The sequence below is a fragment of the Kamptonema formosum PCC 10802 genome, from assembly GCF_000332335.1.
Classification (GTDB): Bacteria; Cyanobacteriota; Cyanobacteriia; order Cyanobacteriales; family Oscillatoriaceae; genus Oscillatoria.
On the sequence record NZ_KB235948.1, the window covers coordinates 26,207 to 51,037 of the forward strand.

22 protein-coding genes are annotated in these 24,831 nt (G+C 54.2%); 7 read left to right on the forward strand and 15 right to left on the reverse strand.

Features of this window, described 5'->3' with window-relative positions; genetic code table 11:
- Nucleotides 1–271 precede the first annotated feature (271 nt).
- Nucleotides 272–2,290 carry a sulfite reductase, ferredoxin dependent gene (gene sir / locus OSC10802_RS0100210; protein WP_026098038.1) on the forward strand — a complete coding sequence of 673 codons (2,019 nt, stop codon included), beginning with the start codon at nt 272–274 and terminating at the stop codon, nt 2,288–2,290.
- A 160-nt stretch (nt 2,291–2,450) separates the two neighbouring features.
- Nucleotides 2,451–3,236 (forward strand): 16S rRNA (uracil(1498)-N(3))-methyltransferase, encoded by a 786-nt coding sequence (locus OSC10802_RS0100215; RefSeq protein ID WP_017714761.1) that lies wholly within the window; start codon nt 2,451–2,453, stop codon nt 3,234–3,236.
- Between the two features lie 346 nt (nt 3,237–3,582).
- On the opposite strand, the gene OSC10802_RS0100220 is transcribed toward OSC10802_RS0100215, so the two are convergent.
- Nucleotides 3,583–3,975, reverse strand: a complete 393-nt coding sequence (locus OSC10802_RS0100220; protein ID WP_017714763.1) for a hypothetical protein — start codon at nt 3,973–3,975, stop codon at nt 3,583–3,585.
- A gap of 465 nt (nt 3,976–4,440) precedes the next feature.
- Here OSC10802_RS0100220 and OSC10802_RS38055 point away from each other — a divergent pair, with 465 nt between their 5' ends.
- On the forward strand, nt 4,441–5,076 hold the full coding sequence (locus tag OSC10802_RS38055) for an esterase/lipase family protein (protein ID WP_017714764.1): 636 nt from the start codon (nt 4,441–4,443) through the stop codon (nt 5,074–5,076).
- A 233-nt stretch (nt 5,077–5,309) separates the two neighbouring features.
- Entirely contained in the window at nt 5,310–5,975 is a 666-nt protein-coding gene (locus OSC10802_RS0100230; protein WP_017714765.1) for an esterase/lipase family protein, read from the forward strand.
- On the opposite strand, the gene OSC10802_RS45595 is transcribed toward OSC10802_RS0100230, so the two are convergent.
- Entirely contained in the window at nt 5,905–6,336 is a 432-nt protein-coding gene (locus OSC10802_RS45595; RefSeq protein ID WP_071593246.1) for a VOC family protein, read from the reverse strand. The two genes, OSC10802_RS0100230 and OSC10802_RS45595, sit on opposite strands and share 71 nt — an antisense overlap.
- Before the next feature lie 194 nt (nt 6,337–6,530).
- Between OSC10802_RS45595 and OSC10802_RS0100240 the strand changes: the two genes are divergently transcribed.
- The 3 genes from OSC10802_RS0100240 (at nt 6,531) to OSC10802_RS0100245 (ending at nt 8,726) form a co-directional block, all read left to right on the forward strand.
- On the forward strand, nt 6,531–7,325 hold the full coding sequence (locus tag OSC10802_RS0100240; protein ID WP_017714767.1) for a TIGR00297 family protein: 795 nt from the start codon (nt 6,531–6,533) through the stop codon (nt 7,323–7,325).
- Nucleotides 7,295–7,534 (forward strand): hypothetical protein, encoded by a 240-nt coding sequence (locus OSC10802_RS48470; RefSeq protein WP_155967245.1) that lies wholly within the window; start codon nt 7,295–7,297, stop codon nt 7,532–7,534. Before OSC10802_RS0100240 ends, OSC10802_RS48470 begins: the two co-directional genes overlap by 31 nt.
- Nucleotides 7,535–7,718: 184 nt before the next feature.
- Nucleotides 7,719–8,726, forward strand: coding sequence for a CIA30 family protein (locus OSC10802_RS0100245; protein ID WP_017714768.1), 1,008 nt, complete (start codon nt 7,719–7,721; stop codon nt 8,724–8,726).
- A gap of 108 nt (nt 8,727–8,834) precedes the next feature.
- Here OSC10802_RS0100245 and OSC10802_RS0100250 read toward each other — a convergent pair whose 3' ends face one another.
- From OSC10802_RS0100250 to OSC10802_RS0100310, 13 genes are all read right to left on the reverse strand, one after another.
- Complete coding sequence (locus OSC10802_RS0100250; RefSeq protein WP_017714769.1) at nt 8,835–9,038, reverse strand: hypothetical protein; 204 nt, start codon at nt 9,036–9,038, stop codon at nt 8,835–8,837.
- A gap of 301 nt (nt 9,039–9,339) precedes the next feature.
- Nucleotides 9,340–10,224, reverse strand: a complete 885-nt coding sequence (locus OSC10802_RS0100255) for an SDR family oxidoreductase (RefSeq protein WP_017714770.1) — start codon at nt 10,222–10,224, stop codon at nt 9,340–9,342.
- A 159-nt stretch (nt 10,225–10,383) separates the two neighbouring features.
- Nucleotides 10,384–11,166 (reverse strand): exodeoxyribonuclease III, encoded by a 783-nt coding sequence (xth, locus tag OSC10802_RS0100260; protein WP_017714771.1) that lies wholly within the window; start codon nt 11,164–11,166, stop codon nt 10,384–10,386.
- Nucleotides 11,167–11,182: 16 nt separating this feature from the next.
- Entirely contained in the window at nt 11,183–11,821 is a 639-nt protein-coding gene (locus OSC10802_RS43750; RefSeq protein ID WP_017714772.1) for a class I SAM-dependent methyltransferase, read from the reverse strand.
- A 132-nt stretch (nt 11,822–11,953) separates the two neighbouring features.
- Nucleotides 11,954–13,591 (reverse strand): acetolactate synthase large subunit, encoded by a 1,638-nt coding sequence (locus tag OSC10802_RS0100270; protein ID WP_026098039.1) that lies wholly within the window; start codon nt 13,589–13,591, stop codon nt 11,954–11,956.
- Between the two features lie 111 nt (nt 13,592–13,702).
- On the reverse strand, nt 13,703–15,070 hold the full coding sequence (locus OSC10802_RS0100275; protein ID WP_017714774.1) for an NAD-dependent succinate-semialdehyde dehydrogenase: 1,368 nt from the start codon (nt 15,068–15,070) through the stop codon (nt 13,703–13,705).
- Between the two features lie 1,150 nt (nt 15,071–16,220).
- Nucleotides 16,221–18,548: a GumC family protein gene (locus OSC10802_RS0100280; RefSeq protein ID WP_017714775.1), complete on the reverse strand. Its 2,328-nt coding sequence runs from the start codon at nt 18,546–18,548 to the stop codon at nt 16,221–16,223.
- A 250-nt stretch (nt 18,549–18,798) separates the two neighbouring features.
- Entirely contained in the window at nt 18,799–20,307 is a 1,509-nt protein-coding gene (locus tag OSC10802_RS0100285) for an SLBB domain-containing protein (protein WP_232731583.1), read from the reverse strand.
- A 227-nt stretch (nt 20,308–20,534) separates the two neighbouring features.
- On the reverse strand, nt 20,535–20,699 hold the full coding sequence (locus OSC10802_RS48475; RefSeq protein WP_155967247.1) for a hypothetical protein: 165 nt from the start codon (nt 20,697–20,699) through the stop codon (nt 20,535–20,537).
- Nucleotides 20,700–21,116: 417 nt separating this feature from the next.
- Complete coding sequence (locus OSC10802_RS48485; RefSeq protein ID WP_155967251.1) at nt 21,117–21,371, reverse strand: hypothetical protein; 255 nt, start codon at nt 21,369–21,371, stop codon at nt 21,117–21,119.
- Between the two features lie 130 nt (nt 21,372–21,501).
- Complete coding sequence (locus OSC10802_RS0100300) at nt 21,502–22,512, reverse strand: NAD-dependent epimerase (protein WP_017714779.1); 1,011 nt, start codon at nt 22,510–22,512, stop codon at nt 21,502–21,504.
- Between the two features lie 315 nt (nt 22,513–22,827).
- Nucleotides 22,828–23,835 (reverse strand): MraY family glycosyltransferase, encoded by a 1,008-nt coding sequence (locus OSC10802_RS0100305; protein ID WP_017714780.1) that lies wholly within the window; start codon nt 23,833–23,835, stop codon nt 22,828–22,830.
- Entirely contained in the window at nt 23,835–24,812 is a 978-nt protein-coding gene (locus OSC10802_RS0100310) for an NAD-dependent epimerase/dehydratase family protein (RefSeq protein WP_017714781.1), read from the reverse strand. The genes OSC10802_RS0100305 and OSC10802_RS0100310 overlap by 1 nt, the downstream gene beginning before the upstream one ends.
- Nucleotides 24,813–24,831: the final 19 nt, after the last annotated feature.

Below are 24,831 nucleotides of genomic sequence, written 5' to 3' on the forward strand. Positions count from 1 at the left end.
GCGATTGCCGGCTGCTTGGGATAGCCCAATTTCCAGCCAAGTCCCTGGCCGGGGGATGGCCATGATAAAATCGGAGTGTTGATTGCAAAGCCGTCCGGCAGAATGGGGAGATCGGAAACCGGTTGAAAGTAATATGTCCGATTTTCCTGACTCTAATTACGGTTCAGCCGTTCCAATCCTGGCGTAAAGCGATATGATAGCTCATCGGGCTCTTCCGGCGAAGATGATTCAATGACGGACGCTTTTTCCCACATCGCACTGCATCTTTCTAATGTCTGACTCTCCGACTGCAATTCCTAGCGACCGCAAGCTTTCCAAGGTGGAAGGCATCAAGGATCGCAGCAACTTTTTGCGGGAACCCCTCGCCACTGAGCTGCTGCAAGACACCACCCACTTCAGCGAAGACGCGGTTCAGATTCTCAAATTTCACGGCTCGTACCAGCAGGACAACCGGGACAATCGGGTCAAGGGGCAAGAAAAGGACTACCAGTTCATGCTGCGCACCCGCAGCCCCGGGGGGTTCATTCCGCCGCAGCTGTATCTCACCCTAGACCGGCTCGCGGACGAGGCCGGCAGCGGCACCCTCCGCGCCACCACGCGCCAGGGCTTCCAGCTGCACGGCGTCCTCAAGAAGAACCTCAAGGCGACGCTCTCCGACATTATCAACAGCATGGGGTCAACCCTGGGGGCGTGCGGCGACCTCAACCGCAACGTCATGGCACCGCCTGCTCCATTCCACAACCGCCACGACTACGACTGCGCGAGGAGGTACGCTAATAACATCGCCGATCTGCTCACACCCCAAACCGGCGCTTACTACGAGATTTGGCTGGATGGGGAAAAAGCGATCGCCGGCGAAGAAAACCCAGCCGTAAGAGAGGCGCGCCTGCGCAACGGCACCGGCACCACCTTCTCTGACTGCGAGGAGCCAATTTATGGCAAACACTACATGCCTCGCAAGTTCAAGTGCTCCGTCACCGTACCGGAGGACAATTCCATTGACCTCTACTCCCAAGACCTGAGCTTGGTGGTGATCACCAAACCCAGCGGCGAGCTAGAGGGCTTTGACCTGTTTGCCGGTGGCGGGTTGGGGCGCACACACAACAAAGAGGGAACCTTCGCCCGTCTGGCTGACCCGATTTGCTTTGTCCCCAAAGAAGATATCTACGACCTGGTGAAGGCGATTGTCGCCACCCAGCGGGATTATGGAGATCGGGCTGACCGGCGTCACGCCCGCTTAAAATACCTGCTCCATGACTGGGGTGCTGACAAGTTCCGCACCGCCGTCGAGAAATATTTTGGCAAACCTCTTGAACCGTTCCGACCGCTGCCCCCCTGGAAGTACGAAGACTTCCTGGGATGGCACGAACAGGGCGACGGCAAGCTCTTTGCCGGCATTTCTATCGAAAATGGCCGGATTAAAGATGAGGGCGGCTTGCAGCTGAAAACGGCGCTGCGAGAACTCGTGGGGAAGTTTCAGCTGCCAATGCTGCTGACGCCGCACCAAAATGTGATTCTCTATGACATTGAACCGGCTAATCGCCAGGAAATTCAGCAAATTCTAGACCGCTGCGGCGTCAAGAAGGAAACCGACATCGACCCGCTGGTGCGCTATTCGATGTCTTGCCCAGCTTTGCCCACTTGCGGTTTGGCCATTACTGAATCAGAGCGGGCTATGCCTGGTATACTGGATCGGATTCGGGCGCTGCTGGACAAACTGGGCATGGAACACGAGCATTTCGTCGTGCGGATGACCGGCTGCCCTAACGGCTGCGCTCGCCCTTACATGGCGGAATTGGGGTTTGTCGGCAGTTCCCCCGAAGCCTATCAGGTTTGGCTTGGGGGTTCTCCTGACCAGACGCGGCTGGCAGAAGTTTATGTCGATAAGCTTCCTATCACTGACCTGGAAACTTTTCTGGAGCCAATTTTTGTTTGCTTCAAGCAAAAGCGGCAACCGGCAGAGAGTTTTGGGGATTTCTGTTTTCGCGTCGGTCTAGAATCCATCCGTCAGTTTACCACTACCTACTCAGCTGCTTCCACGATGACAACTGATACAACTAACGAACAACAAGAAATCAAACCAGAAGTTACCGCTCCAAGCGCTAACGAAGAGGCGGCTCCCGCTGAAGAAACTCCTGTCGATCCCAATAAAATCCGCCACCGGGTCAGCCTTCGCCATGAGGTTTACATCGAGCTCAAAGCAGAAGCGGAGCGCCAAGGTAAGCCTCTCGTCCAGCTGGCTACAGAAGCGATCGAGTCCTATCTCAGACAGGTGAAGGGGGAAGCCTAACGGCGGCTTGGTCTGGCCGGCCCTCCCTTCCCTTGAAGGGCTTTACCCCTGCGGCTGGCGGCATGCGGGATCGGTTATCGAGCCGGCGCTTGGGCAGCCTAGGGGCGGATGCCGGTGCCGCACCAGGTTTCTCTTCTCTATTTAGTGGCACCTTCGGCTGATGGCTCAACTGCAACGGCTGGCGCTCGCACCCGAGCAACTCCACAACCAGCACATTCACCTGACGGCTGAACAGCAGCACTACTTGTGTCGGGTGCTGCGGTTGCGGGACGGAGATCGCTTTATCGCCATCGACTGCCAAGGTCAGTGGTGGCTGGCCAGACTGCACTTGGCGGCGGTCGCGCCAGCCGGCGCTGAAATTCTCGAACGGGTGCCCGCCCAAACTGAGCTCCCAGCCGGCGTGAGGCTGATAGCGGCCTTGCCGAAAGGCAATGGATTTGACGATGTGGTGCGTCAGGCTACCGAAATTGGCGTGACCGCTATCGCGCCGGTGCTTAGCGAGCGCACCCTCCTCGATCCCGGAACCCAGAAAATCGAACGCTGGCGGCGCATCGCTCGCGAAGCTGCTGAGCAATCCGAACGCCAGGTGGTGCCGGCTATCCTCTCTCCGGTGCTTTTTTCTCAAGCTTTGAGCGAGCTTGCCGCCACAGATGTTTCCGCTCTTTACATTTGTGTGGCTCGCCCTGAGAGCCCGCATCTACTGGATTGTCTGTCCGAGCAACAGTCCCTCTCCCAAGTTCTCTCCGCAAGCGACTCAAATCCAAGGCCCAGTATTGTCATCGCCACCGGCCCCGAGGGAGGGTGGACGCCCTCCGAGGTGGAGGGGGCCATCGCCGCCGGCTTCCAACCCGTTTCCCTGGGCCGTCGCATCCTCCGAGCCGTCACCGCGCCGGTGGTGGCTCTCTCCCTGGTGGCGGCAGTCCTGGAATTACAAATTAAAAATTAAAATACCATTAACCCTCCTGTCTCTTGCAGGTCGCCGAGCTAAAATTTCCGGCTGGCCAAGAAAGCTATATCAATATTAATCAAAAGGATATTAAGAAACTGTGTTCCCTGCTTATAACACCAGGCGCAGTCCACAGACCTTTATTTTTTGTATTATCCGGTTATTTAATCATATAAATTGACCGGTGGCGGACCCCACTTGAGGGCGGGCAAAGCAACCGCCGGTGGGGCCGGCGGGGGAGGATTCCCAGTCGGGCGGGAGTGGGCTGCCCGCCCTGGGAACGAGAGACTGTCAAGATTCAGACCGCAACTGCACAGGCATTGGGCAGGAACACCCCAACCGGCTGCTAGCGGGCTGTTTTCACTTGAGTGGCCATGTTCAGGAACGAGTTCATGTTCGCACCCGGACGCCGGCGAGTGGAAGTTGAGGTGGAAACCAAGTAGCTCGTGGCAAAACCGCCGGCAGGCTCGGCAGCCTTCGGGGGTTGCGGCTTCGACTCTTTGGCCGGGGCTGCCGATTGGGCTGGCTTAGCGGGTGCCGGTTCCGCCTTCGCTTTTGCCTCGGGGGCTGCCGGTTTGGCTGGCTGGGTTTTCGCCGGCTCAGCCGGCTGGCCTTTCGCCGCTGGCACGGTGCCTGAGCCCGAGTCGAACTCCAGAACGTATTCAGACTTGTTGAAGCCAAACAGCTTGCCGAAGAAGCTAAAAATGCCGCCAAAGAAATTTTTGATGAAATCGAACATGCCGATAACTCCTAACGTGAACGCTAATCAACGCTACTGCTGTCCCCACAGCCAAGCTCGGGGGACTCTTGCCGGTCAGACCCCGACCCCTGCGCTGCGTGGAAGAATGGGATCTGGGATAATTATGAATTTTTCCTAAGTCTTATGATCGGACTCGGGGAATTTATTCATAAAATTTAACATATTGTCGGGCCGGCAGCCCCTCGCCCCACCCCAGAAACCGGGTTTCTTCCCGCCACGGGGTGCAGGGCCTTAATTTTCCTTTGCAATTCTTTGCAGCCTTTTAAGAATTGGCTGCCGGTCTGCCGCTGGCCCACACCGCTGTGGGGCCCAGAGCCTTTAAAGTAACGAAGTAAACGGAATTTCCATAAAATCTGCCAGCCAGTTGGCGAACCGGCCCCTTCTGAGATAGCTGCGAGCGGGAAGCCGGTCTATGCTTGGATCAGGCGATCTTTTTCAGGTGAAATGAAAAGTTCAAACAACCGCAATCCAGTCCTGCTGGTTCACGGCATCTGGGACACTTCCGCCATATTTGGCACCATGTCTGCATACTTGAGCCAGCGGGGGTGGTCTGTGTGCGGCCTCAACCTCACCCCGAATAACGGAGACAAATGCCTTGACCATCTGGCGGAACAGGTCGCCGATTGCGCAGCCCAGACCTTTGGGCTAGAACAGCCCTTCGATCTGGTCGGTTTCAGCATGGGCGGGATTGTCAGCCGGTACTACCTGCAGCGCCTGGGAGGAATTAACCGCGTGCAGCGCTTTATTTCCATCTCCTCCCCTCACGGCGGGACTTTGACCGGCTACGGTTCTTGGCGACCGGGCTGCGTCCAGATGCGTCCTGACAGCCCGTTCCTGCGGGATTTGAATAGGGATGTGGCGGTGCTGGAAAAGCTGAATTTCACCTCCATCTGGACGCCTTACGACCTGATGATTTTGCCGGCAACCAGTTCAAAAATGCCGGTGGGGCGAGAAATCATCGTGCCGGTGGCTTTGCACGCAATGATGGTGAGGCACCCGAAAGTTATCGCAGCCGTGGCTGAGGCGCTGGCGGAACCCGTTAAGGTTCGGAGTGGAACAGTGAGCCGCAAATCTATGTAGCGTTTTTCATATTAGTGAGATACTTAGAAACCCGGTTTCTCCAAGAAACCGGGTTATGGATGCGCCTCTATTTGGGTCACAGCAAAGAATCGCAGTCAAGAATCACAGTCAACCCGCCCTACCCCGGTGTGGGAATAGGATATTTGGGTGCGGTACTGTGAGTGCGGCACCTATTTCTGAGATAATAGGAGGTTCAAGTAAAAACAAGCTAGGAACTAATAACTAACAGTCACATGCACAGCGCTTCTCGCCGCAACCCGGTGTTGCTGATTCACGGAATCTTTATCAATTCGGCAGTTTTCCACAAAATGTCTGCCTATTTAACTGAGCTGGGCTGGGAGGTACACGCCCTCGACCTGCCGATTCACGATACTGCTCTGGGACTTGATCGGCTGGCAGAGCGAGTGGCGGACTATGCAAACAAGAAGTTTGGGCGAGAGCAGCAGCTGGATATCGTGGGCTTCAGTATGGGGGGGCTGGTGAGCCGGTACTATGTGCAGCGCCTGGGGGGAATTGAGCGGGTGCAGCGCTTGGTTGCGATTTCGTCGCCGCACAACGGCACCTGGATGGCACACTGTCTCGAAAGTCTGACTACCGTTCAGATGCGCCCTGGCAGCGCTTTTTTGGAGGATTTGAATGGGGATGCCGGCATGCTGGAACGGCTGAATTTTACCTCGATTTGGACGGATTGGGATTTCATTATTGTGCCGGCATCTAGCTCGCAAATGCCGGTGGGCAAACAGGTGAAGGTGCCGGTGTTCGCCCACCCTTTGATGCCGTGGCACCCGAAAACTTTGGAGGCTGTGGCTGAGGCGCTCAGGGTGCCGGTTAAACCACATCGCCCACTTGTGCGCACTCTTGAACGCCAAAAATCGCTTCAGGGTGGCAGTAATATTTAAATTCCAGCACGTTATAAAACGGGTCTTCTAAAAAGAAAGTTCGGTGTTCCAGAGGCGAGCCGGTAAACCGGCGCTTGGGCTGCTCTCTAAAAGGCAGCTGTTTTTGCTGTGCGCGTTCTAATAAAGCTTCCCAGTCCGCTTCGGAAGTAAAGATTAAGCCGAAGTGTCTGGGATAGATAGTTTTCTGGGGGGTGAGGGGTTCTTTAGTGAGGTGGGCAACAATTTGATGCCCGCAGAGGTTGAGAATCACCGAGGTGGGGGATTCGCGCCCGACTTGGCAGCCAAGTCCGCCGGCGTAGAATACTTTGGTTTCGGCGATGTCGGTAACGGGAAAGGCAAGATGAAATATAACTGCGTTCATGGCTTTTTTATTTTAACCGAACAGTGCACAGGCGGGACGCCTGTGCTACGGGAAGCCTGTCCCTCCCCGAAGGCGTAGGACAGGCGTCTCGCCTGTCCTTACCCCTGTGCACAGGCGGGACGCCTGTGCTACGGGAAAAAGGGGGACGTTAAGCTATATTCTGGCAAACCTAAGACGCTGTTGACTTTTTGCTAATGCTATCTACTATTTATTCCCTAAATCCCTGGCTGGTTGCGGTTGGCTTAAATACCGTTTTGCTGGCGATTGCCCACTTCGCCCCCAAAAAATTGCTTACCCCCGCTGGGCTGTTGCACGCCTGGGCGCTGGGCGTCATCATCTGGGGGACATTGGGCTGGCAAGGATATGCGGTGGTGATGTTCTATTTTCTCGTGGGTTCGGCAGTGACGCGCATCGGGATGGCCGAAAAGGAGGCGGCTGGAATTGCGGAAAAGCGGTCGGGTGCCAGAGGGCCAGAAAATGTCTGGGGTTCGGCGCTCACCGGCACGCTCTGCGCTTTGGGATCATTTATTATACCTTTTTTTGAACCTTCTGTCAAGGGGGGGGTGGCGGTGTCGCTGCTGCTGCTGGGCTATGTGGCCAGTTTTAGCACCAAGCTGTCGGACACTTGCGCCAGTGAGGTGGGGAAGGTGTATGGGAAGCGGACGTTTCTGATTACGACGCTGCAGCCGGTGCCCAAGGGGACGGAAGGGGCGGTGAGTCTGGAGGGGACGCTTGCCGGTGTGGTGGCGTCTGCGGTGATTGCGCTGGTGGGCTGGGGTGTGGGGATGGTGGATTTGACAGATGTGCTGTTTTGTGTTATGGCGGCTTTTGTTGCCACCAACATAGAAAGCGTGATTGGCGCGACGGTGCAATCGCAGTTTGAGTGGCTGACGAATGAGGTGGTGAATTTTATTAATACGCTGACGGGGGCGCTGGTGGCTATTATATTAGCTCAGCTGTGGAGTTACTGGCAGGGGCTGATGTTTTAGGGGTGGATTTGGGGGATTTGAGGTTCAAGGTTTCAGCCGGCTTTTCGGGCGGGATGGCTAGCCGGCTTTCCCACCGGCATGAGTGGCAAATATTTGCCGGCGAGACAGGGATATTAGGGGGTGGGGGGTGCCGGTTCGGAGAGAAACGCCGGCGAGGGGAAGTGCATTCAGCTTGCCGGTGCAGACTGACTGAGCGCGATCCTGCTTGATTTTGGTGCGGTAAAAAGGCGTGCTGATGGAACGAGGAACTCACGCACAGCTGATTCAACAGAAAGTGCTGGGCGCTTTATGAGGGACAGCGCCCATAAATGTAAAATTTTGATAAAAAAAATTGAAATTTTCCCTCTCAAGCCTATGGCTTGAGAGGGAAAATAGATTTGTGACTGACTGGCAATGGCAGTTAACTTATTTGACGCGAATTTCTACCGAGGCGTCAATCCAGACTTGCGGGGGTTGAGCGATGGCCAAGCCTTGCAACACTTGCTGGATTTTGGGCTGAACGAAGGGCGGGTATTTTCACAGTATGCCGATCTTAATGTCTATCGGTCTAGCAATCCAGACTTGGCGGCTGCCGGTTTGACCACAAACAGACAACTGTATGACCATCTGTTAAATTTTGGGGTCGCCGAGGGACGGCAGTTTTCAGGTGTTTTTAATGCGCCTTTCTATCGGAATGCCAATCCAGACTTGGCGTCTGCCGGTTTGAATAACGAGCAACTGTTCGAGCATTTCCGAAATTTTGGTCTCAGTGAGGGACGCCAAGCGTCAGAATCGTTCAGTGTTAGCTTTTATCTGGCTAATAACCCTGACTTGAGGCAAGCGGGACTCAACAACCAGCAAGCAGTGCAACACTTCGTTTTAAATGGAATTCGAGAAGGGCGCATTGCTTCGCCACCTCTCCCCAGTAACGTTTTATTTTTTGAAGACTTTGAATCGCCGGAGGCTCTGTCCCGATGGACGGGAAAATCGAGGGGAGAGCATAGCGGAATTCTTGTTACAGATCCTCTTCAAGGAGACCGCGCCCTTTCCTTTACTGATTTTGGAAACGGTGGGGATATCTTTACTCTCCAGTCCTTCAGCAGTCCCTCTGAGATATACCGGCTCTCTTTTGACTATCTCGGTTTAGCAGGTCCGCAAAGTGAGGGGGGAGACTTAGGTGGGTTTGTGGGATATGGAGCCACGCTGTCTGGCAACGCAGATTTATGGCTGGCTGGGACTAGCAACGATAGCATCAATTTATCACCCGACTTTCGTGTGTTACCCGATACTGGACAGTGGGAGTCTATCTCAATCCCATTCGCCACTGCTGAGAGCATTCACCTAACTTTTGAAGATTTTGTCTCTTCAAGCGGGATAGCTGGGGATGTCTACTTCGACAATATCCGCTTAGAAGCTTTGTAAATCCCACTGACAGGCTTTTTCTGTTCGCCTTTGAATTTCATTCACCGGGGCAACATTTGGGGGGGGCACCGGCAATCAGCCCCCCCAAAAGATTTTTTGAGCCTTCTGTCAAGGGGGGGTGGTGGTGTCGCTGCTGCTGTTGGGCAACTCCCAGTCCCGCTCGGATAGCTGCCCAGGTCGATTGCTGTAGGCAGCCGGCCCATTGATAGTCGCATCCAATTCATCCAAGTATTCTTGGAGTAAATGCAGGCAAGCCAGCCACTTAACCCTGGTTTCGCTTCTCTTTTCTGTACAGCGATTGCATAGTGCCATTCCTTCCGCTGCCCATTTCCTTGCCAGCGTCAACCCCCACCGGCAGCTACTATACATCTATTATAGCGTTTAGATTTGAATTGTGACACTGCACTTGCTTGGAGAGACGGAGGCGGAGCCTCCTTTCAGGCGTTCCCAGGCGGAGCCTGGGAACGAGCAAAAAAACCACAGATTTTGAAAGTCTCGCTCCACTCTTAGCCCGCGAAGGCGGGCTTCGTTTGTATAGCCGCGATTTCCAATCGCCTGAAACCTAGCTAATCCCTAGCGAATACCCAGCAAACAAGAGGGCATTCCCAATTCCTCACCCTCCCAAATACCGCCGGACAAAACTCTCCAGAGACTCCATCTTCATATTAAAAATACTCTCCAAATTCTCAATCTCATCCGGCGTGCAGAAAAACTCATTTGCCAGCAACACCCGCAGCGTTCCCAGAGACTTTTGCAGCCGGGGGTTCAACAGCCCCAACCCATTCCGCAACCCATCAAACACAAACAGCGGCGGATTTACAGTCACCGGCTCCCGCTTAAAAACGCGCCCGAAAATGCGAGGGACATCCTCCCTCATCAAAATCTCAGGACCCCCCACCGGCAAAACTTGATTCCGCGCACCCGCCACCGAAACCGAATCCACCGCAATCTTCGCCAAATCATCCGCACTCACAACAGACGAGCGATTCTTCGGGTCCCCAATCAGCAGATAAATCCCCGTATCCCGGAACCGTTCTGCCAGCGGTAACAAATTCGACGCAAAACCAGACGGGCGCAGAATTGTATAGTTCAACCCACTCGCTTGCAGGTATTTTTCCACCTCCCGCTTCGCCTTAAACACCGGCGCATCCTCATAGCCCCGATCCGCACCCAGCACCGAAATAAACACAAAGTGCTGCACCCCCGCCTCCTTGGCGAAGTCAATCAGATCGATATTCGCCCGGTAGTCAAGCGCCTGAGCGCCCCCACTCGCCTCATTCGAGCCGTGAGCGCTTATCACATAGCGCACTTTTTGGCAAGCCTTGCGAATATCCCGCTCCTGGCGCAAATCCCCAATAAAGATATCCGCACCGCGCTCTTCCAACTCCCCATAGCGAGAAGTCAGGCGGACAAAAGCCCGCACCGGCATCTCCCGCTCGCGCAGCACCCGCACAATTCGCCGGCCCAATCCGCCGGTGGCACCCGTAACTAAAAACATCACCCTAACTCCTTTACAAACATCTACACACAACTTAACATTTTTCTTCTTCCCCCTCTTTCTTACTCAACAAGTAGGGTGCGTTCCCTTGAAAAAAGCACCCTGCAAGCTAACTCCTTCCTTTGGGAACGCTACAAACTTCACGGGGGCGCTTTATCCCTAAAATTCCACAATCACCGGCGCGTGATCGCTCGGTTTTTCCAACGTCCTGGGAGCCTTATCAATCGCGCACCCCCCACACCGCTCATAAAGCCCCGGCGTCAGATAGACATGATCGATGCGCCAGCCCATATTGCGCCGGAAGGCAACCGCCCGGTAGTCCCACCAGCTAAAATGACCCCCCTCCGCCGTGAACTTGCGAAAGGCATCTGCCAGCCCCAGCTCCAGCAACGCCTGCAACGCAAGGCGCTCAGCCTCAGACGCCATCACTTGGTTTGCACAAGCTACCGGATTGTAAATGTCCCGGTCTTCCAGGGCCACATTGAAATCCCCGCAAATGCACAAATCAGGAGTTTTGTCAAGCAGTGTTTTGAGGTATTCCCGCAGCACTTTTAGCCAGCTCAGCTTGTAGGAGTATTTTTCGCTCCCCACCGCTTCGCCATTGGGGACATAGACATTGACAATGCGGACACCGGCAACAACGCCGGATATCGCGCGTTTTTGCGCGTCAAAATCGGCTACATCGGGGCCGAGTGTGGGCGCAAAGCCGGTGCGGAGATCCCCCACCGGCAGCCGGCTGAAAATTGCCACGCCGTTATAGGATTTCTGTCCAGAAACGTAAAGGTCATAGCCCAGCTGCTCAAACGGCGCTCGCGGGAAATCCGCATCTACCACCTTCGTTTCTTGCAAGCAGAGCACATCAACCGGATTTGCCTGCAACCATGCCGTGACGTGCTGCAATCGGGTGCGAATCGAATTAACGTTCCAGGTCGCAATTTTCATTCACCTTGCTGCCAACTTAGATAATTTCCGGCATCGCTTCCGTATGGACTGCCGGTGCTGCCGGTTTCCTGTGCGCCCACAGAGACGGAGCTACCACTTGACCTTGCAGACCAACTGTTTGCACTGCTTGCGCAACTCCAGGGAACTCAGGCACCCCGTAGTCATCGCAAAACAGCCATCCGCCCGGTTTTAGTTTGGGATACCAGTTCAATAAATCTGATTTTACCCCCTCGTAACTGTGGTCGGCATCGATGAAAACCAGGTCAAAATATTCTGCAGCAAATTTTACAGACGCTTCATTTGTACTCATCACGAGAACGCGAACTTTGTCCTTGACTCCAAACGCTTCAATATTTTTTGTTAGAGCGTTAAGATTCTTTTTAACTATCTCTTCTATCGGCGGCTTCTTCTCCCCGGGGCGAATAATTGTTCCGCGAAACATATCCACACAGTACAGGATACTGTCGGGAGGCATCACCGAAGCAATCGCCACGCTGCTTTTCCCTTGAAAAGATCCCAATTCAGCGATCCTTGAGCCAGGGGGTAATTGCTTGACCGCAGTTTGAATGGCAATCGCTTCTTCCAGGTCAAACCAACCCGTAAGTCGCATCCATTCTCGCAAGCTGGTTAACTCAGTAAAGTCGTATTTATTCATGCTCAAGTTCTCTGGCGATGTTTTTTTGGCAATACAGCGTCATGAGCCATTGCTTTCAGAGCCTTCTCAGTTGAGTAGGCTCCAGAAACCCGGTTTCTTAAAGAAATCGGGTTTCTGTTTCGCGTCTTTATTCTAGATCGCGCAAGTCAAATCGCCCGCTTTTTGGGAGAAGCGGATATTTTCCCGATAGTCCACCGGACAGTCTATCACCGAGGGAACGTCCTGAGCGAGAGCCTCCTTGAGAGTGGGAATCAGGTCAGCAGCGGAAGAAATGCGGTAGCCCTTCAGGCCCATGCTTTCGGCGAATTTGACAAAATCGGGATTGCCGAAATGGACGAAGGCAGAATCACCGTAGTGATTGTGTTGCTTCCACTCAATCAAGCCGTAGCCGCCATCATTGAAAATGACAGTGACGAAAGGCGTGCCGACGCGCAGAGCAGTTTCGAGTTCCTGGCAGTTCATCATAAAGCCGCCATCGCCGGTGGCTGCCACGATTTTCCGGTCGGGATGGACCAGTTTCGCCGCGATAGCGCCGGGGATAGCAATGCCCATTGCCGCGAAGCCATTGGAAATCAGGCAGGTGTTGGGCCGGTCGCAGTGGTAGTGGCGGGCGATCCACATCTTGTGGGCACCCACATCAGAGATGAGAATATCTTCAGGGCCCATTACCTGACGCAAGTCATAGATGAGTTTTTGCGGCTTAATGGGGAACCCGCCGTCATTGGCATACTGCTCGTAATCCGCGCGAATATTCGCCCGCAACTCAATGGCATAGGGGTCGGGTTTCCCCTGCCGGTCGGCGCGGCGCACAATTTCGTACAGCGAATCGGAAATATCCCCCACCACCTCCACTTCCGGAATGTAACTGCTGTCAACTTCTGCCGGAGTGGCACTGATATGGATAATTGGGATCTTGCCTTCCGGATTCCACTTCTTGGGGGAATATTCAATTAAGTCGTAGCCAACCGCGATCACCAGATCGGCGCGGTCAAACCCACAGCTGATGTAATCCCGCTGTTGCAGACCGGCACTCCACAGGGCCAGCGGATGGGTGTAGGGAATCACCCCTTTGCCCATGAACGTATTGGCCACGGGTATGTTCAGGCGGGTGGCAAATTCCGTCAGCGCCCCACTGGCGTTGGCGCGGATTGCTCCATTGCCCACCAAGAGCAGCGGGTGTTGCGCCTTGGAAATAATGGCAGCCGCTTCATTAATACTGTGATAGGAGGCGAAGGTTTTTTCCAGCTTGTCCTTATTCAGGGGGGCACCCGTTACCGGCATCGCCGCAATGTTTTCCGGCAAATCAATGTGAACCGCCCCGGGTTTTTCGGTCTGCCCTAGCTTAAACGCCTTGCGGACCACTTCTGGCGCAATGCTGGGGCGGACGATCTGGGCGTTCCATTTGGTCACCGGCGCAAACATGGCCACCAAATCTAGGTATTGGTGGGATTCTATGTGCATCCGGTCGGTTCCCACCTGGCCGGTGATCGCCACCAGCGGCGCACCGTCGAGGTTGGCGTCTGCCACTCCTGTCATCAGGTTGGTGGCACCGGGACCGAGGGTGGACAGGCAAACCCCGGCTTTGCCGGTCAGACGCCCGTAAACATCGGCCATAAAAGCCGCACCCTGCTCGTGCCGCGTCGTGATAAATTTGATCGAAGAATTTCGCAGTGCTTCCAGGACGTGGAGATTTTCTTCTCCAGGCAGTCCAAACACGTATTGCACGCCTTCGTTTTCCAGACAGCGCACTAGCAGTTCGGCTGTGTTCATCTCTCCCATGTCAGTTTTTCCTCAACAATTCCTCAAGCGCGCGAATTGCTAATTGCTAATTGTTAATTTGTGAGGCCGGTCAGCGATTAGCCACTAGCAATGGACGCGATACTACTTCACCCAAACGGTTTTGACATTCACAAATTCGTGAATGCCTTGGATGCTCAATTCCCGACCGTACCCGGAACGCTTAATGCCGCCAAAGGGCAGGCGGGGGTCAGATTTGACCATGCCGTTGATAAATACGGCACCGGCTTCCAGTTCCTCCATTAAGCGCTCGCCCTCTGACTCATCGTTCGTCCAGGCACTCGCTCCCAGCCCAAACACCGTGCTGTTGGCCAGCTCAATGGCCTCGTCGATCCCGGCCACCCTGAAGAGCAGCGCCACCGGCCCAAAAAATTCCTCGCTGTACGCCGGTGAGCCTGGCGGCAGATCCGTCAAAATCGTCGGGGGATAGAAATAACCGGGGCGGTTGGACAAAGGTTGTCCTCCTGTTAAAACGCGGGCACCCTTTTGAATGCAGCTTTGGACAAGGCTATCCAGCTCCTTGAGAATTTCTGGAGTCGCCAAGGGGCCAACTTCTGTTGTAGCACTCATCGGATCGCCGATCTGCAAAGCTTTAAATTTCTCTACGAATCTTTGCTCAAATTCATCTGCGATCTGGTGGGCCAGAATAAAGCGTTTGGCCGCAATGCAGGATTGGCCACTGTTGAGCATGCGAGAGGCGACGCCGGTGGCCACAGCAGCTTCCAGGTCGGCGCTGGGCAGGACAATAAATGGGTCACTCCCGCCCAGTTCCAGGACGGTTTTTTTAATCTGCTTGCCGGCGGCTTGTGCTAGGCTGATTCCGGCGTACTCGCTGCCGGTGAGCGTCGCTGCCATGACCCGCTCGTCAGCTATAATATTGGCAACTTTGTCCGAGCCTACTAGCAAGGTTTGAAATACCCCCTCAGGGAAACCCGCCTCCAGGAAGATTTCCTCAATGGCCAAAGCGCACTGCGGGACATTGGAGGCGTGCTTGAGCAAGCCGGTATTTCCCGCCATCAGTGCCGGTGCGGCAAAGCGGAAAACCTGCCAGAAGGGAAAATTCCAGGGCATGACGGCCAAAACCGGGCCCAAGGGCTGGTAGCGGACAAAACTGCGGCTGGCATCAGAGGACATCGGCACGTCCGCCAGAAAGTCTGTAGCGTTTTCAGCGTAGTACCGGCACACCCAGGCGCATTTTTCCGCCTCTGCAATTGCAGATTTTAAGGTTTTGCCCATTTCCAGGGCCATAAGGAAGCCAAACCGCTCGCTCCCCTGCTGTACAATATCGGCAGCTGCCTTCATCCAGCTGGCTCGTTGCTCGATAGGGATGCGCCGGTACTGCTGAAACGCCCGCGCGGAAAGGTCGAGTTTCGCTTCTATCTGAGCATCGGTCAGTGGCGCGAAGGTTTTCAGGGTTTCCCCGGTGGCGGGGTTAATCGTAGCGATAGCCATAAGGTGAGATCCAAATTAAACAGGATGTGGGGGGACAGGCATCGGCCACTCCGGACGCCGGTGCTGTCGCCCGCAAGCACCTATTATTAAGTTTGTCTTTAAAAAGATCGTTTTGCTACAAAGTCAGGGGATTTGAAACGTAACTCAACAATGTAGCGTTTTTTGCTCTCATATCATGTCCGCTTGCATCGGTTTTGTATACATAGCCTTGTAGGGGCGGGTTCTGCCAAGATATTTGTGGCGAGCGAGCAGAATATGAATAAACCCGCCCCCCCTCAGCACACAAACGGTGCTGCCGGACATGATATCACGCCACTCTCCCTGTGTGCGGCGGGAAGAATTTATCTAAATTTTAGGAGAACAATAAACCGGGTTTCTTGTGGTGGGGAAGCCGGAAGAACAAGTAGGGGCGGGTTTATGGATATCCTTTGCCACCGTGCAGATGTGTTGGATAAACCCGCCCCTACCGGGGGGAACATAGGCGACTGCCAGAGAAACCCGGTTTCTGGCCCTCACTCTGACTTAACAATTACTTTATAGACACGATAAGCTGTTAGGCTTTTAATCTGCTTGTCACATAAAGTCGGCGGAGCTGACACCGCCTTACAGCAAGATATGTAAACGAGCGCACATCTTATTTAAATGCAAATTAAATGTTTTGTTACTTATCAGCGCCCTAGAGCGCCGGTCAATAAAGATAGCAATAGCCACTTAGGGCGCGGACATTAGACCTTGAGGGTATGAGGCTAGGGCGTTTGCCTCCCCTACGTCTATAAGGCGTAGGACAGGCGTCTCGCCTGTCCTTTGTGTCTTAATATAAGTGGCTACAGCTATATCAGCAATCCTATCGGGCTAAACTTTCTAAAAATCTGTATATAGCAGTTCTAAATTATAGGTGAAATTCTCTCTCTTTTCTTTCCTTGGCGATCTACTCTGCGGGAAGCCGTATGCCGTAGGCGCTTTGCGCCGGGAGCTCAACCCTGCGGCAAGCCGCTTGTGCGTCTATAGCGCAAGGCATTCCCGCTTTCTTGCCGCGCGTTTATGGCATCAATGCGGTTTATTTTCAATAATATCACATCTCAATTATCCTAAGGACAGGCAAGATGCCTGTCCTACAGGCACAACCGGCAAACCTAACTGACACCGGCGATTAGACGGAGACAGCATCGGGGTCCGGGCTTTGTTCCTCGGCAGGAGGCGCGTAATACCGGCGGCGGTTATAGTAAGAGCCGGTGGCAAACTCTTTAGCCCGATTGGCCACGACACCCAAAACCGGCGTGCCAGCCATTTGCAATCCCTCCAGTGCTTGCTTGACTTCAGAGCGATCCGTCTCACCCATGCTGACAACCAGCAAAATCCCATTCGTATGGCCGGCCAGAAGACTGCCGTCTGCCAGACCCAATAAAGGCGGCGTGTCATAGATAATTAAATCATAGTCAGCTTGCCATTGCGCCATTAAATTGTGCATTTTCTTGGAAGAGAGGAGGCGGAGAGGGTCGGGTGGGACAGAGCCGGCAGTCAGCACAAACAGGTTTTCCTCGTGGGGGGCTTTCTGAATCGCCTCCTCCGGCGCTAGGGCAGTAGCAACGACATCGCTCAGTCCCCGCTTATTGGGGAGGCCCAACAGGTCATGGAGATAAGGCCAGCGCAGGTCCGCATCCACCAGTAGCACCCGCTGTCCCATAGCCGCTGCCGCCAAGGCCAGGTGTGCGGCAACAGTGGACTTACCGTCTGCCGGTGCCGGTGAGCTGACGGCCAAAGAGCGGATGGGGCTGCCGGCTCCCAGGAGGCGGAGATTGGCGTTGAGAGAGCGAAAAGCTTCCACAAACGGCGAAGTGCTGGCATAGTGGAATTGGTCAGTTGGGATTGAATCAGCGATAAGTGCCGGTGGGGCCGGTTGAGCATCCCTCTCACTGGAGGGAATCACCCCTAGCAGGGGCCATCTGGTAGCATCTTTCAGCTCATCAGCTGAGTGGAACACATTGTTTAGCCTTTCGGCAAGCATTGCCGCCCCCAAACCCAGCATCAAGCCCAAAATCGTCCCCAGCGCCACATTGCGCATCAAGCTAGGAGAGGCCGGTATCAGTTTGCCGTTTTCGTTGCGCGGGATTTTGGGAGCCTTAACATCCTCTGTCAGCTCCCAAGGCACATCCTCCTTAGCTGCATCCACCTGCAACCCTTCTCGTTGGGCTAGAAATTGGTTCAACGTATTGGTCGCTACCCCTAATTCCCGCTGTCGGTCTGTGAACTCACGCACCGTGACTGGAAAATTTAGAATGTCTTGATTGAGAGCGTTGATAGCCTGAGTAATAGCTTTATCTCGCACCTCTAAAATCTGGATGGTCTGGACGGTACTCACCAGTTGCCCTGCCAGATTGCGGCGAATCGAGCTCTGGAAAGTTAGCGCTTGCGGATTGCCCACAACGCTTGCCAAGTCTTTTCCCAGAACATTTTCGGCTTCTTCCTGCAACAGGGGAAGCAAATTTCGCTGTCGCTCCCGCAGCACCTGGATATTTGGATGGTTTTCTCGAAACCGAGTTAATTCAGAGGAGATCGCAGATTCTATATCCTGGAGTTGGTTGAGTAAGTTTTGGTAGCGAGGCGATTCACTTAAAGCTGAAGCTGCGATCGCCGAATTCGGGTCTAGTCCCAGCTGCTGTTTCAGGGTCTGGTAGATACCTCGGTACTGAGTCAGTGCGGTTTGATTCTCCATGCTTTGGTTCTGGAGTTGAGCGAGTTGCTGAGCCAACTGTTGCCCTTGAACTTGAGGGTCAATTAATTGCTTCTGCTGGCGAAAAAGCTGGAGGTCTGCTTGCAATTTGTCAACTCGCTCCCGCAGTTTTGGCAGCTGGGTGTCAATAAACTGAATTCCTTGGCGGCTGGCTGTCTTGCGATCGTCCCGACTGTAATTGAGATACCCTTGAGCTACTTGTTCCAAGACAAACTGAACCTTTTCCGGATCGGGGTCGAGGTAGCTGATTTCTATCAGTTTCGTTTTTTTCAAGCGCCCAATCGATAAGGTTTTTTTCCCCAACAGTGATTTGTAGTCAATGTCGGGATACCGAGCGTGCAGCTGCTGAATAATGGGATCCATCACTTTGTGACTCTGCAACACCTCAAGCTGGCTGTCGTAATCCAAGCCGGAATTTCCCAGACCCCCTCCGAACCCAAGGTTCTGCGCCATTGCAGCCGCCGCAGACAGCTTATTTGAACTCGACACCGGCTCAACTAACAGCTGAAATTTACCTTGATACTTAGGAGTCTGATTCACAGTCCCAATCAAGGCTGCAGCCGTCACTGCCGTGGTGACACCGGCAATTAAAACTGCTCGGCGACGGACAACACCCAAAAGCTGCCCCAACTCCAACTCATCTTCTTCAGGCTCTTGGACTTCGGTCCCGTAGGGTGACGGGAATTGCTGCGGCGGGCTGCCATTCCTGTTGAGCGATAGCGGCTGAGAATTTTGTGCGGTTTCCATCTTTAACCCTATATATGTTTTGTTAATTGCTATCCTATAATTGTAACTTTGTTGAAATTTTTCCCTGGCACGCTTGCCGGCGTCTAGCGAGCAATTAAGTAGGTTGAAGAAGAACCCCACCCCCCAACCCCCTCCCCTTTAACGGGGAGGGGGAGAATTTCCTTTTTCTCTGCTGGCGGAAAGGGGGGTAGGGGGGAGAAGTTTATTGTACGTTGAATTTTGTGCATCTGCTTAACTGCTATTGGCCAGTCTACTGGAAGAGTCTAAAAATGTTAAAGATTGAAAACACTCCGCCCAAGGGACTGAGCACTGTACCTAGGGTGTCCGAGAAACTGGCCACACCAGAGCGCCCTACGACAATCACATCGTTGGGGCGCAGGGCAGGATTTGTTTCCTCATTGAGTTCTTGGGAAAAGTCAACCTTGACAGTCCGGCGAGCAACGGTGCCATTGGGGTTCAGGCGAATCAGTTCCACTTCCCGCTTGCGGGCTCGCGTATTGTTAAATCCGCCCGCTGCCAGCAATGCCTGGTTCAAGGAAGTGTTGGGTGGCACTTGCACAGCGCCCGGTTTGACCACTTCTCCCACGACGTTGACTGCAATCGTCTTTGGAGAGAAACTGGCAGTCGCGAGTTGGGGTGCCTCCGTTAAGTCTATATTCTCTGCCGGCGGAATAACAACGGTGTCTCCCTGATCCAAAATCATGTCTTGGCTGAGGTCGCCGGACTGCAAAAGTTGCCAGAGATTCACATCAATAACCTTTTCGACGCCTTCTTTGGTGGGCCGGCGCACCTGAATCCGCCGAACATCGGCTATTTGGGTAATCCCTCCCGCCGTTTCAATGGCCCGGGTTACAGTTACCAGCCCCAGCTGTGCGCCTTGGTCACTAACTCTCTGTATGGTGTAGGAACCAGGACTGTTGACTTCGCCGACGACAGCAACCTTCAGTGGTCGAGTTGGATCGCCAGAAAAGCTGGTAGTCGATAGTTGTGACGCTTCTGCCAGGTTGACATTCGTTGCCGTCGGGACAAAAATCGTGTCCCCATCTCGCAAGCCGAGGTCTTGGCGCAAATCGCCGGTCTGTAGCAGTGCCCAAAGATCGATGTTGAGAATTTCCTCGGCACCAGATACCTGAGGGCGGCGCACCTGAATCCGCCTCAGATCCGCAGCTTGCGTAATTCCCCCGGCCATTTGAATCGCCCGCGTTACCGTTGGCACTTGTATCCCCTGCCCCGTATTACCGCTTCCCACTCCTATCAGGGTGAGGCTGTAAGAGCCTGGACGGTTCACTTCTCCTGCGACGCCAATGTTCAGGGGGCGCGGTTCTTTCAGAGTCAGGGTAACGATGGGACGTGTGAGGAAGGGAGCGTACCCATCAGAAATTACTTTAGCGGCCTGTTGCAATGTTAGCCCTTTGACGGGGACACTGCCAATCAGGGGCAAGTTGAGTGTGCCATCCACCAGAACTCGGCGCTGGCCATTCTGCCCGCTGTATTCGGGCACATTAAAGATATCGATTTCAATGAGATCCCCTGGCCCTAAGATGTATGCTTCTTTCTGTTGAGTCGGCCCTGCTGCTGGACTGGGCGCGACTGTCCCGATACCGGGGAGCTGAGCGATAGCCGGGACGGTGCCGGTGATTGCCATTAGACCTGATAGTGTTAACCCGGTTACAGGTTGGGTCAGGCGCTGAATTAAGCTGTGGCTGCTGGCAAGCTGGGAGCGCATGGATTTCGGATACCTAAAATCTGCACGAACCATACGGATTTTAGCATCAACGGCAAGAGAGCCAACGAGAGTGCCCCCGCAAGATGGGCTTCGCGATGAATCGCTGACAGGATACGACCGGCATATCTACCACAGCCAAGGTTGTGTCCAATCTTGCTCTACAGGTTGGACTTCTAGCTGGACTGCTTTTCCACAACAGTGACTGACAAGCCTCTGTCGGAGGGCAATCTCACGGCTGGCAAGGGTCTGAGCTATACCGTCTAAAAACAGGGCACGAGCAAAAAACAAAATTTTTGCCTGCCGGTGGCGCGCACCGCCAAAGCTTCTATCTTCTGGGGGATGGCAGATCCGTGCGGGAAGCCGCTTTCCGCAGTTGGTGCCGGCGGGAGCGTCACGGGTTTCAACCTTACGTTAGCAAAAGACAAGACCTCTAGGAGCTTTCTTGAGGTTGCTGTTTCCAAATTCTCAGTTATCTTGGCAGCCGCTCAAAGCCCGGTGATTATTGCAACAGGCGTTTTGCTTTCTCCGCTTCAAGGCCAGAGATTTCTGGCGCTTGAGCTTGGGGATATCAAGGGGGCAGAGGGTTGCTGGCTCTTGGAGGAGGGCGCTCCCAAAGAGGTTTTACCTAGGACGCCATGTAAACTCACCCGGTTCCCTGCTTTCCCGAAACAGCTGGTGATGCCGGCAACTGCAATCGCCAGCGCCGGTGTTCTGGGTTGCCCAGAGCGCCTCACACTGGCCTGATGCCTGCAATCCCCGACCTGCAGGCCGGTGGAAATCAGCGTAAAATCCCCAGATACCAGAAGCCCAGCTTCTTACAGACACAGGGTTTTTTAACTCAGTTACTTGACATAACGGTTTTTTTGTGCGTCCCCACTTGCAGATTGCAGAGGGCTTTGAGATATTTTCCCCGCCTCTGGGGTGACGGACAAGGGCGCAAATGGCATCACCGGCAGTGCCGGGGTGATGGCCAGGGCAGCTCCGTTTCCAGCCGTGCCGCACCGAAAACTGTACTGCCCTTTCGGCGGTGAGGATTTTGGCCGGTGACTTCCTGCAGGGCCAAACCCCCCCGCAACAGTGACTGCCTTTTGTTGCAATGGCTCTGCGTGCGGGCGAACCGGCTCTTTTTACTGATAAACCCCGCGCCAGAAGCACTCTGCTCCCCAAAGCCAAGAATTCTTGACAGTCGGGCCAGGCCGCACAATAACATGCTGGCACCGATTTCTGTCAGACATTATAATAAGACCGATACCAGGCCACAAAACGTTCAATCCCTAGCTCAATCGGTGTGCTGGGTTGAAAGCCAACATCTCTGACTAGATCGGAGATATCTGCATAGGTTACAGGCAAATCACCGGGCTGGAGCGGCAGCATATTTTTTTCAGCCTTCACGCCCAGGCAATTTTCCAGCACCTCAATGAAGTGCATTAAGTCAATCGGTTGATTGTTCCCGATATTATAAATTTTGTAAGGGGCATTACTGGTGCCGGAGTCAGGTGTATCTCCTGACGGCGCGGGATTGGTTTCAGGTATTTTATCCACGACCCGCACAACCCCCTCTATAATATCATCTATGTAGGTAAAATCTCGCCGCATCTGGCCGAAGCCAAATACATCAATCGGCTTCCCTGCCAAAATTGCTTGGGTAAACAGAAACAGCGCCATGTCAGGACGCCCCCACGGCCCGTACACTGTAAAGAAGCGCAGCCCAGTTGCCGGCAGACCGTACAAATGGCTGTAGCTGTGAGCCATCAGTTCGTTGGCTTTTTTGGTGGCAGCATAGAGGCTGACCGGGCGATCTACGTTATCGTGAACGGAAAACGGTATTTTAGTATTAGCACCGTATACTGAACTGGAAGAAGCAAATACTAAGTGCTTCACTCCTGAGTGCCGGCAACCTTCGAGGATGTTGGCGAAACCGACCAGGTTGCTGTCGGTATAAGCGTGGGGATTCTTTAACGAGTAGCGGACGCCAGCCTGTGCTGCCAAGTTGACGGCGACATCGAAGCGTTGCTCGGAAAACAGCTTTTCCATGCCGGCACGGTCTGCTAAATCTAGCAGGTGAAAACTAAAGCCTGGTTTCCCTTCCAATTGAGCTAATCGGTTTTTTTTGAGAGAGACATCATAGTAATCATTGAGGTTATCTAGCCCAACGACCTCATTGCCCCCAGCGAGTAGGCGTTGACTTAGGTGAAAACCGATAAATCCCGCTGCGCCGGTGACTAAAATTCTGCCCACGTTTTCTCCCTATAAGCTCCAGTAATCTATATGTGTTGGTAGTGTAGCAGGAGCTGGAATGGATTTTACACCCACCAGCACTCCTGCCGGGGGCACGCCGGTCAGCAACTGCTCGCGGGAATTCCCCCATCCGATTCTCTCCTCTGGGTTATCAGACGCCCGGGCTGTACCGCGAAGGGGCACCGGCGTCGGGAAGAAGTTAATGCCAGTGAACTTGAAATTACTCTGTGACGATCTGAACAGGCATTCTGCTTGTAGAGTGTGAGGCCGGGGATTTCTCGCGCTTGAACCGAGCAATATGATGGGGGCGGGGAGTTACCGGCTGGGGGACGAGTGCCAGCCCAGATAGGTTTCACCAACAATGATGGCACCAGCAGTGCCGGCTAAAGTCACCCAAGCACCAGCGGGCCCGAAAAGGCTGATGCTGGCAGCAGCTAGAACAGTGACGCCGATATAGGTGCTGGCGACTTGTGCGTGCGACCACCCAGAGAGCTGCAGTCGCTGATACAGGTGGCTGCGGTGGGCTTTGAAAATATTTTCCCGGCGTCTGAGGCGGCAGACGAGGGTGTAAATGGCGTCGCCGATCAGGGGAAGGGTGATGGCTAGGGCAGGCCAAGATCGGGCCGGGTCGCTGCCGCTGTTGAGCAGGGAAAGCGCCACAGTCGCCCCCAGGACTGTGCTGCCGGCATCTCCCATAAAGATTTTAGCAGGCGACCAGTTCCAATACAGAAAGCCCAAAATTGCCGCTACCATCAGCCAGAGCAAGGGCTGATTGAGGTAGATGGCCAAGAAGCCCAGCTGGACTGCGGCGGTACCGGCAACCAGACCGTCAAGTCCGTCCATGAAGTTATATAAGTTAATCAGCGCAGTCATGCCGAGAGCGGTGAGGGCGATGGCGGCGATGGTGCCGGCGGTGCCTAGACTGGTGAGCCAGGGTTGGGGGAATGGCCCGAAACAGGTGAGGGAGATCCCGGCGGCTGCCAGCTGCACCAGGTAGCGGAAGGCTGCAGGAAGACTGTGCCGGTCATCCAGGATGCCGGTGATGGCTAGGGGAGTGAGAATCAGCCACAGGCAACTCAGGTTTGGGGTGGCGAGCTCGGTGGGGAGGAGTTGTGGGAAATAGCCGGTCAGGGCAGCGATCAGCGAGCTTGTTACTGCAAAGGCGATGATGAAGCCCAAACCGCCGCCTCTGGGTGTGGGCTGGGTGTGGGAGCTGCGTTCGTTAGGGATATCGAGCAGCTGTTGACTGAAGCGCTGTCTGATCAGGGCTGTGACGATCAGGCTGAGCAGAAAAGTGGCCAATGACAGAATTAGGACTGGCATTATGAGCGCAACATTTGCGAGAGACCCTGATCAATGGTATAGGGTGGCTGCCAGTTTAGGGTGGTTTGAATGTGGCTGCTGTCAACAGCCAGGGAACCGAGCAGGCGGTCAATGGTAGAGCTTTTGAGAGGTATCGGTCGTTTGAGGAGGTGTTCTGCGGTATCTCCCAGGTAGCCGGCAAATCTCAGAAGGCTGGGGGGCACCGGCAGGAGGTGACAGGGGCGTCCCAGATGGTGGGCAATTTTGCGGATCAGTTCGGGTGTGGAGAGGTCTTGACCGTCAGTGACGAGAAAAATTTGATTTTTGGCATTGGGGTGAGTCACGCAGGTGGCGATGGCCTCAACGAGATTGCCAACATACACGAAGCTGCGGCGATTTTTTACCAGACCCAAGGGCAGGGGCAAGCCTCGGCTCACGAGTTTGACCAGTCGCTCCATATTACCGGGATTGCCCTGACCGTAGACTAGGGTGGGGCGCAGGATAGTCCAGGTCATGCTGCTTTGGCAGGCCAGGTCAATTAGGGCTTTTTCGGCTTGGAGTTTGCTCCGTCCGTAGGGAGTGTCGGGTTGGCAGGGGGAGTTTTCCGTGAGGGGGCGCTCGCTCAGGGTTGCCATTGCGCCAATGGAGCTGATGAAGATGAAGTGTTTTACACCGGCTGCTATGGACTGTCTGACAAGGTTGGCGGTGCCGGCGGTGTTGACTGTGAAAAATTCGGCTTCGGGGTTGGGGCTTTTGTCGTTAAAAATGTGGGCGCGAGCGGCTAGGTGGAAGACGGTATCAATGTTTTGTAAGGCTTCTGTCCAGTCTGTATGGCCGCAAAGCTCTCCACCCTTAGTTAGTTCAATATCAGGGGATATTGGTTGATGATAATTTATATCACGGGTAGATGCCCTGATGAACCAGCCTTTCTCAAGCAACTTCGGCATTAGGTTGTGTGCTATAAAGCCATTAGCACCAGTCACAAGAGTGGTTGGCATGATTCCTAATTTTTTAAGT

Coding starts and splice junctions, on each gene's coding strand:
- sir (WP_026098038.1), top strand. CDS start 272: ATGTCTGACTCTCCGACTGCAATTCCTAGCGACCGCAAGCTTTCCAAG.
- OSC10802_RS0100215 (WP_017714761.1), top strand. CDS start 2,451: ATGGCTCAACTGCAACGGCTGGCGCTCGCACCCGAGCAACTCCACAAC.
- OSC10802_RS0100220 (WP_017714763.1), bottom strand. CDS start 3,975: ATGTTCGATTTCATCAAAAATTTCTTTGGCGGCATTTTTAGCTTCTTC.
- OSC10802_RS38055 (WP_017714764.1), top strand. CDS start 4,441: ATGAAAAGTTCAAACAACCGCAATCCAGTCCTGCTGGTTCACGGCATC.
- OSC10802_RS0100230 (WP_017714765.1), top strand. CDS start 5,310: ATGCACAGCGCTTCTCGCCGCAACCCGGTGTTGCTGATTCACGGAATC.
- OSC10802_RS45595 (WP_071593246.1), bottom strand. CDS start 6,336: ATGAACGCAGTTATATTTCATCTTGCCTTTCCCGTTACCGACATCGCC.
- OSC10802_RS0100240 (WP_017714767.1), top strand. CDS start 6,531: ATGCTATCTACTATTTATTCCCTAAATCCCTGGCTGGTTGCGGTTGGC.
- OSC10802_RS0100245 (WP_017714768.1), top strand. CDS start 7,719: ATGGCAGTTAACTTATTTGACGCGAATTTCTACCGAGGCGTCAATCCA.
- OSC10802_RS0100250 (WP_017714769.1), bottom strand. CDS start 9,038: ATGGCACTATGCAATCGCTGTACAGAAAAGAGAAGCGAAACCAGGGTT.
- OSC10802_RS0100255 (WP_017714770.1), bottom strand. CDS start 10,224: ATGTTTTTAGTTACGGGTGCCACCGGCGGATTGGGCCGGCGAATTGTG.
- xth (WP_017714771.1), bottom strand. CDS start 11,166: ATGAAAATTGCGACCTGGAACGTTAATTCGATTCGCACCCGATTGCAG.
- OSC10802_RS43750 (WP_017714772.1), bottom strand. CDS start 11,821: ATGAATAAATACGACTTTACTGAGTTAACCAGCTTGCGAGAATGGATG.
- OSC10802_RS0100270 (WP_026098039.1), bottom strand. CDS start 13,591: ATGAACACAGCCGAACTGCTAGTGCGCTGTCTGGAAAACGAAGGCGTG.
- OSC10802_RS0100275 (WP_017714774.1), bottom strand. CDS start 15,070: ATGGCTATCGCTACGATTAACCCCGCCACCGGGGAAACCCTGAAAACC.
- OSC10802_RS0100280 (WP_017714775.1), bottom strand. CDS start 18,548: ATGGAAACCGCACAAAATTCTCAGCCGCTATCGCTCAACAGGAATGGC.
- OSC10802_RS0100285 (WP_232731583.1), bottom strand. CDS start 20,307: ATGGTTCGTGCAGATTTTAGGTATCCGAAATCCATGCGCTCCCAGCTT.
- OSC10802_RS0100305 (WP_017714780.1), bottom strand. CDS start 23,835: ATGCCAGTCCTAATTCTGTCATTGGCCACTTTTCTGCTCAGCCTGATC.
- OSC10802_RS0100310 (WP_017714781.1), bottom strand. CDS start 24,812: ATGCCAACCACTCTTGTGACTGGTGCTAATGGCTTTATAGCACACAAC.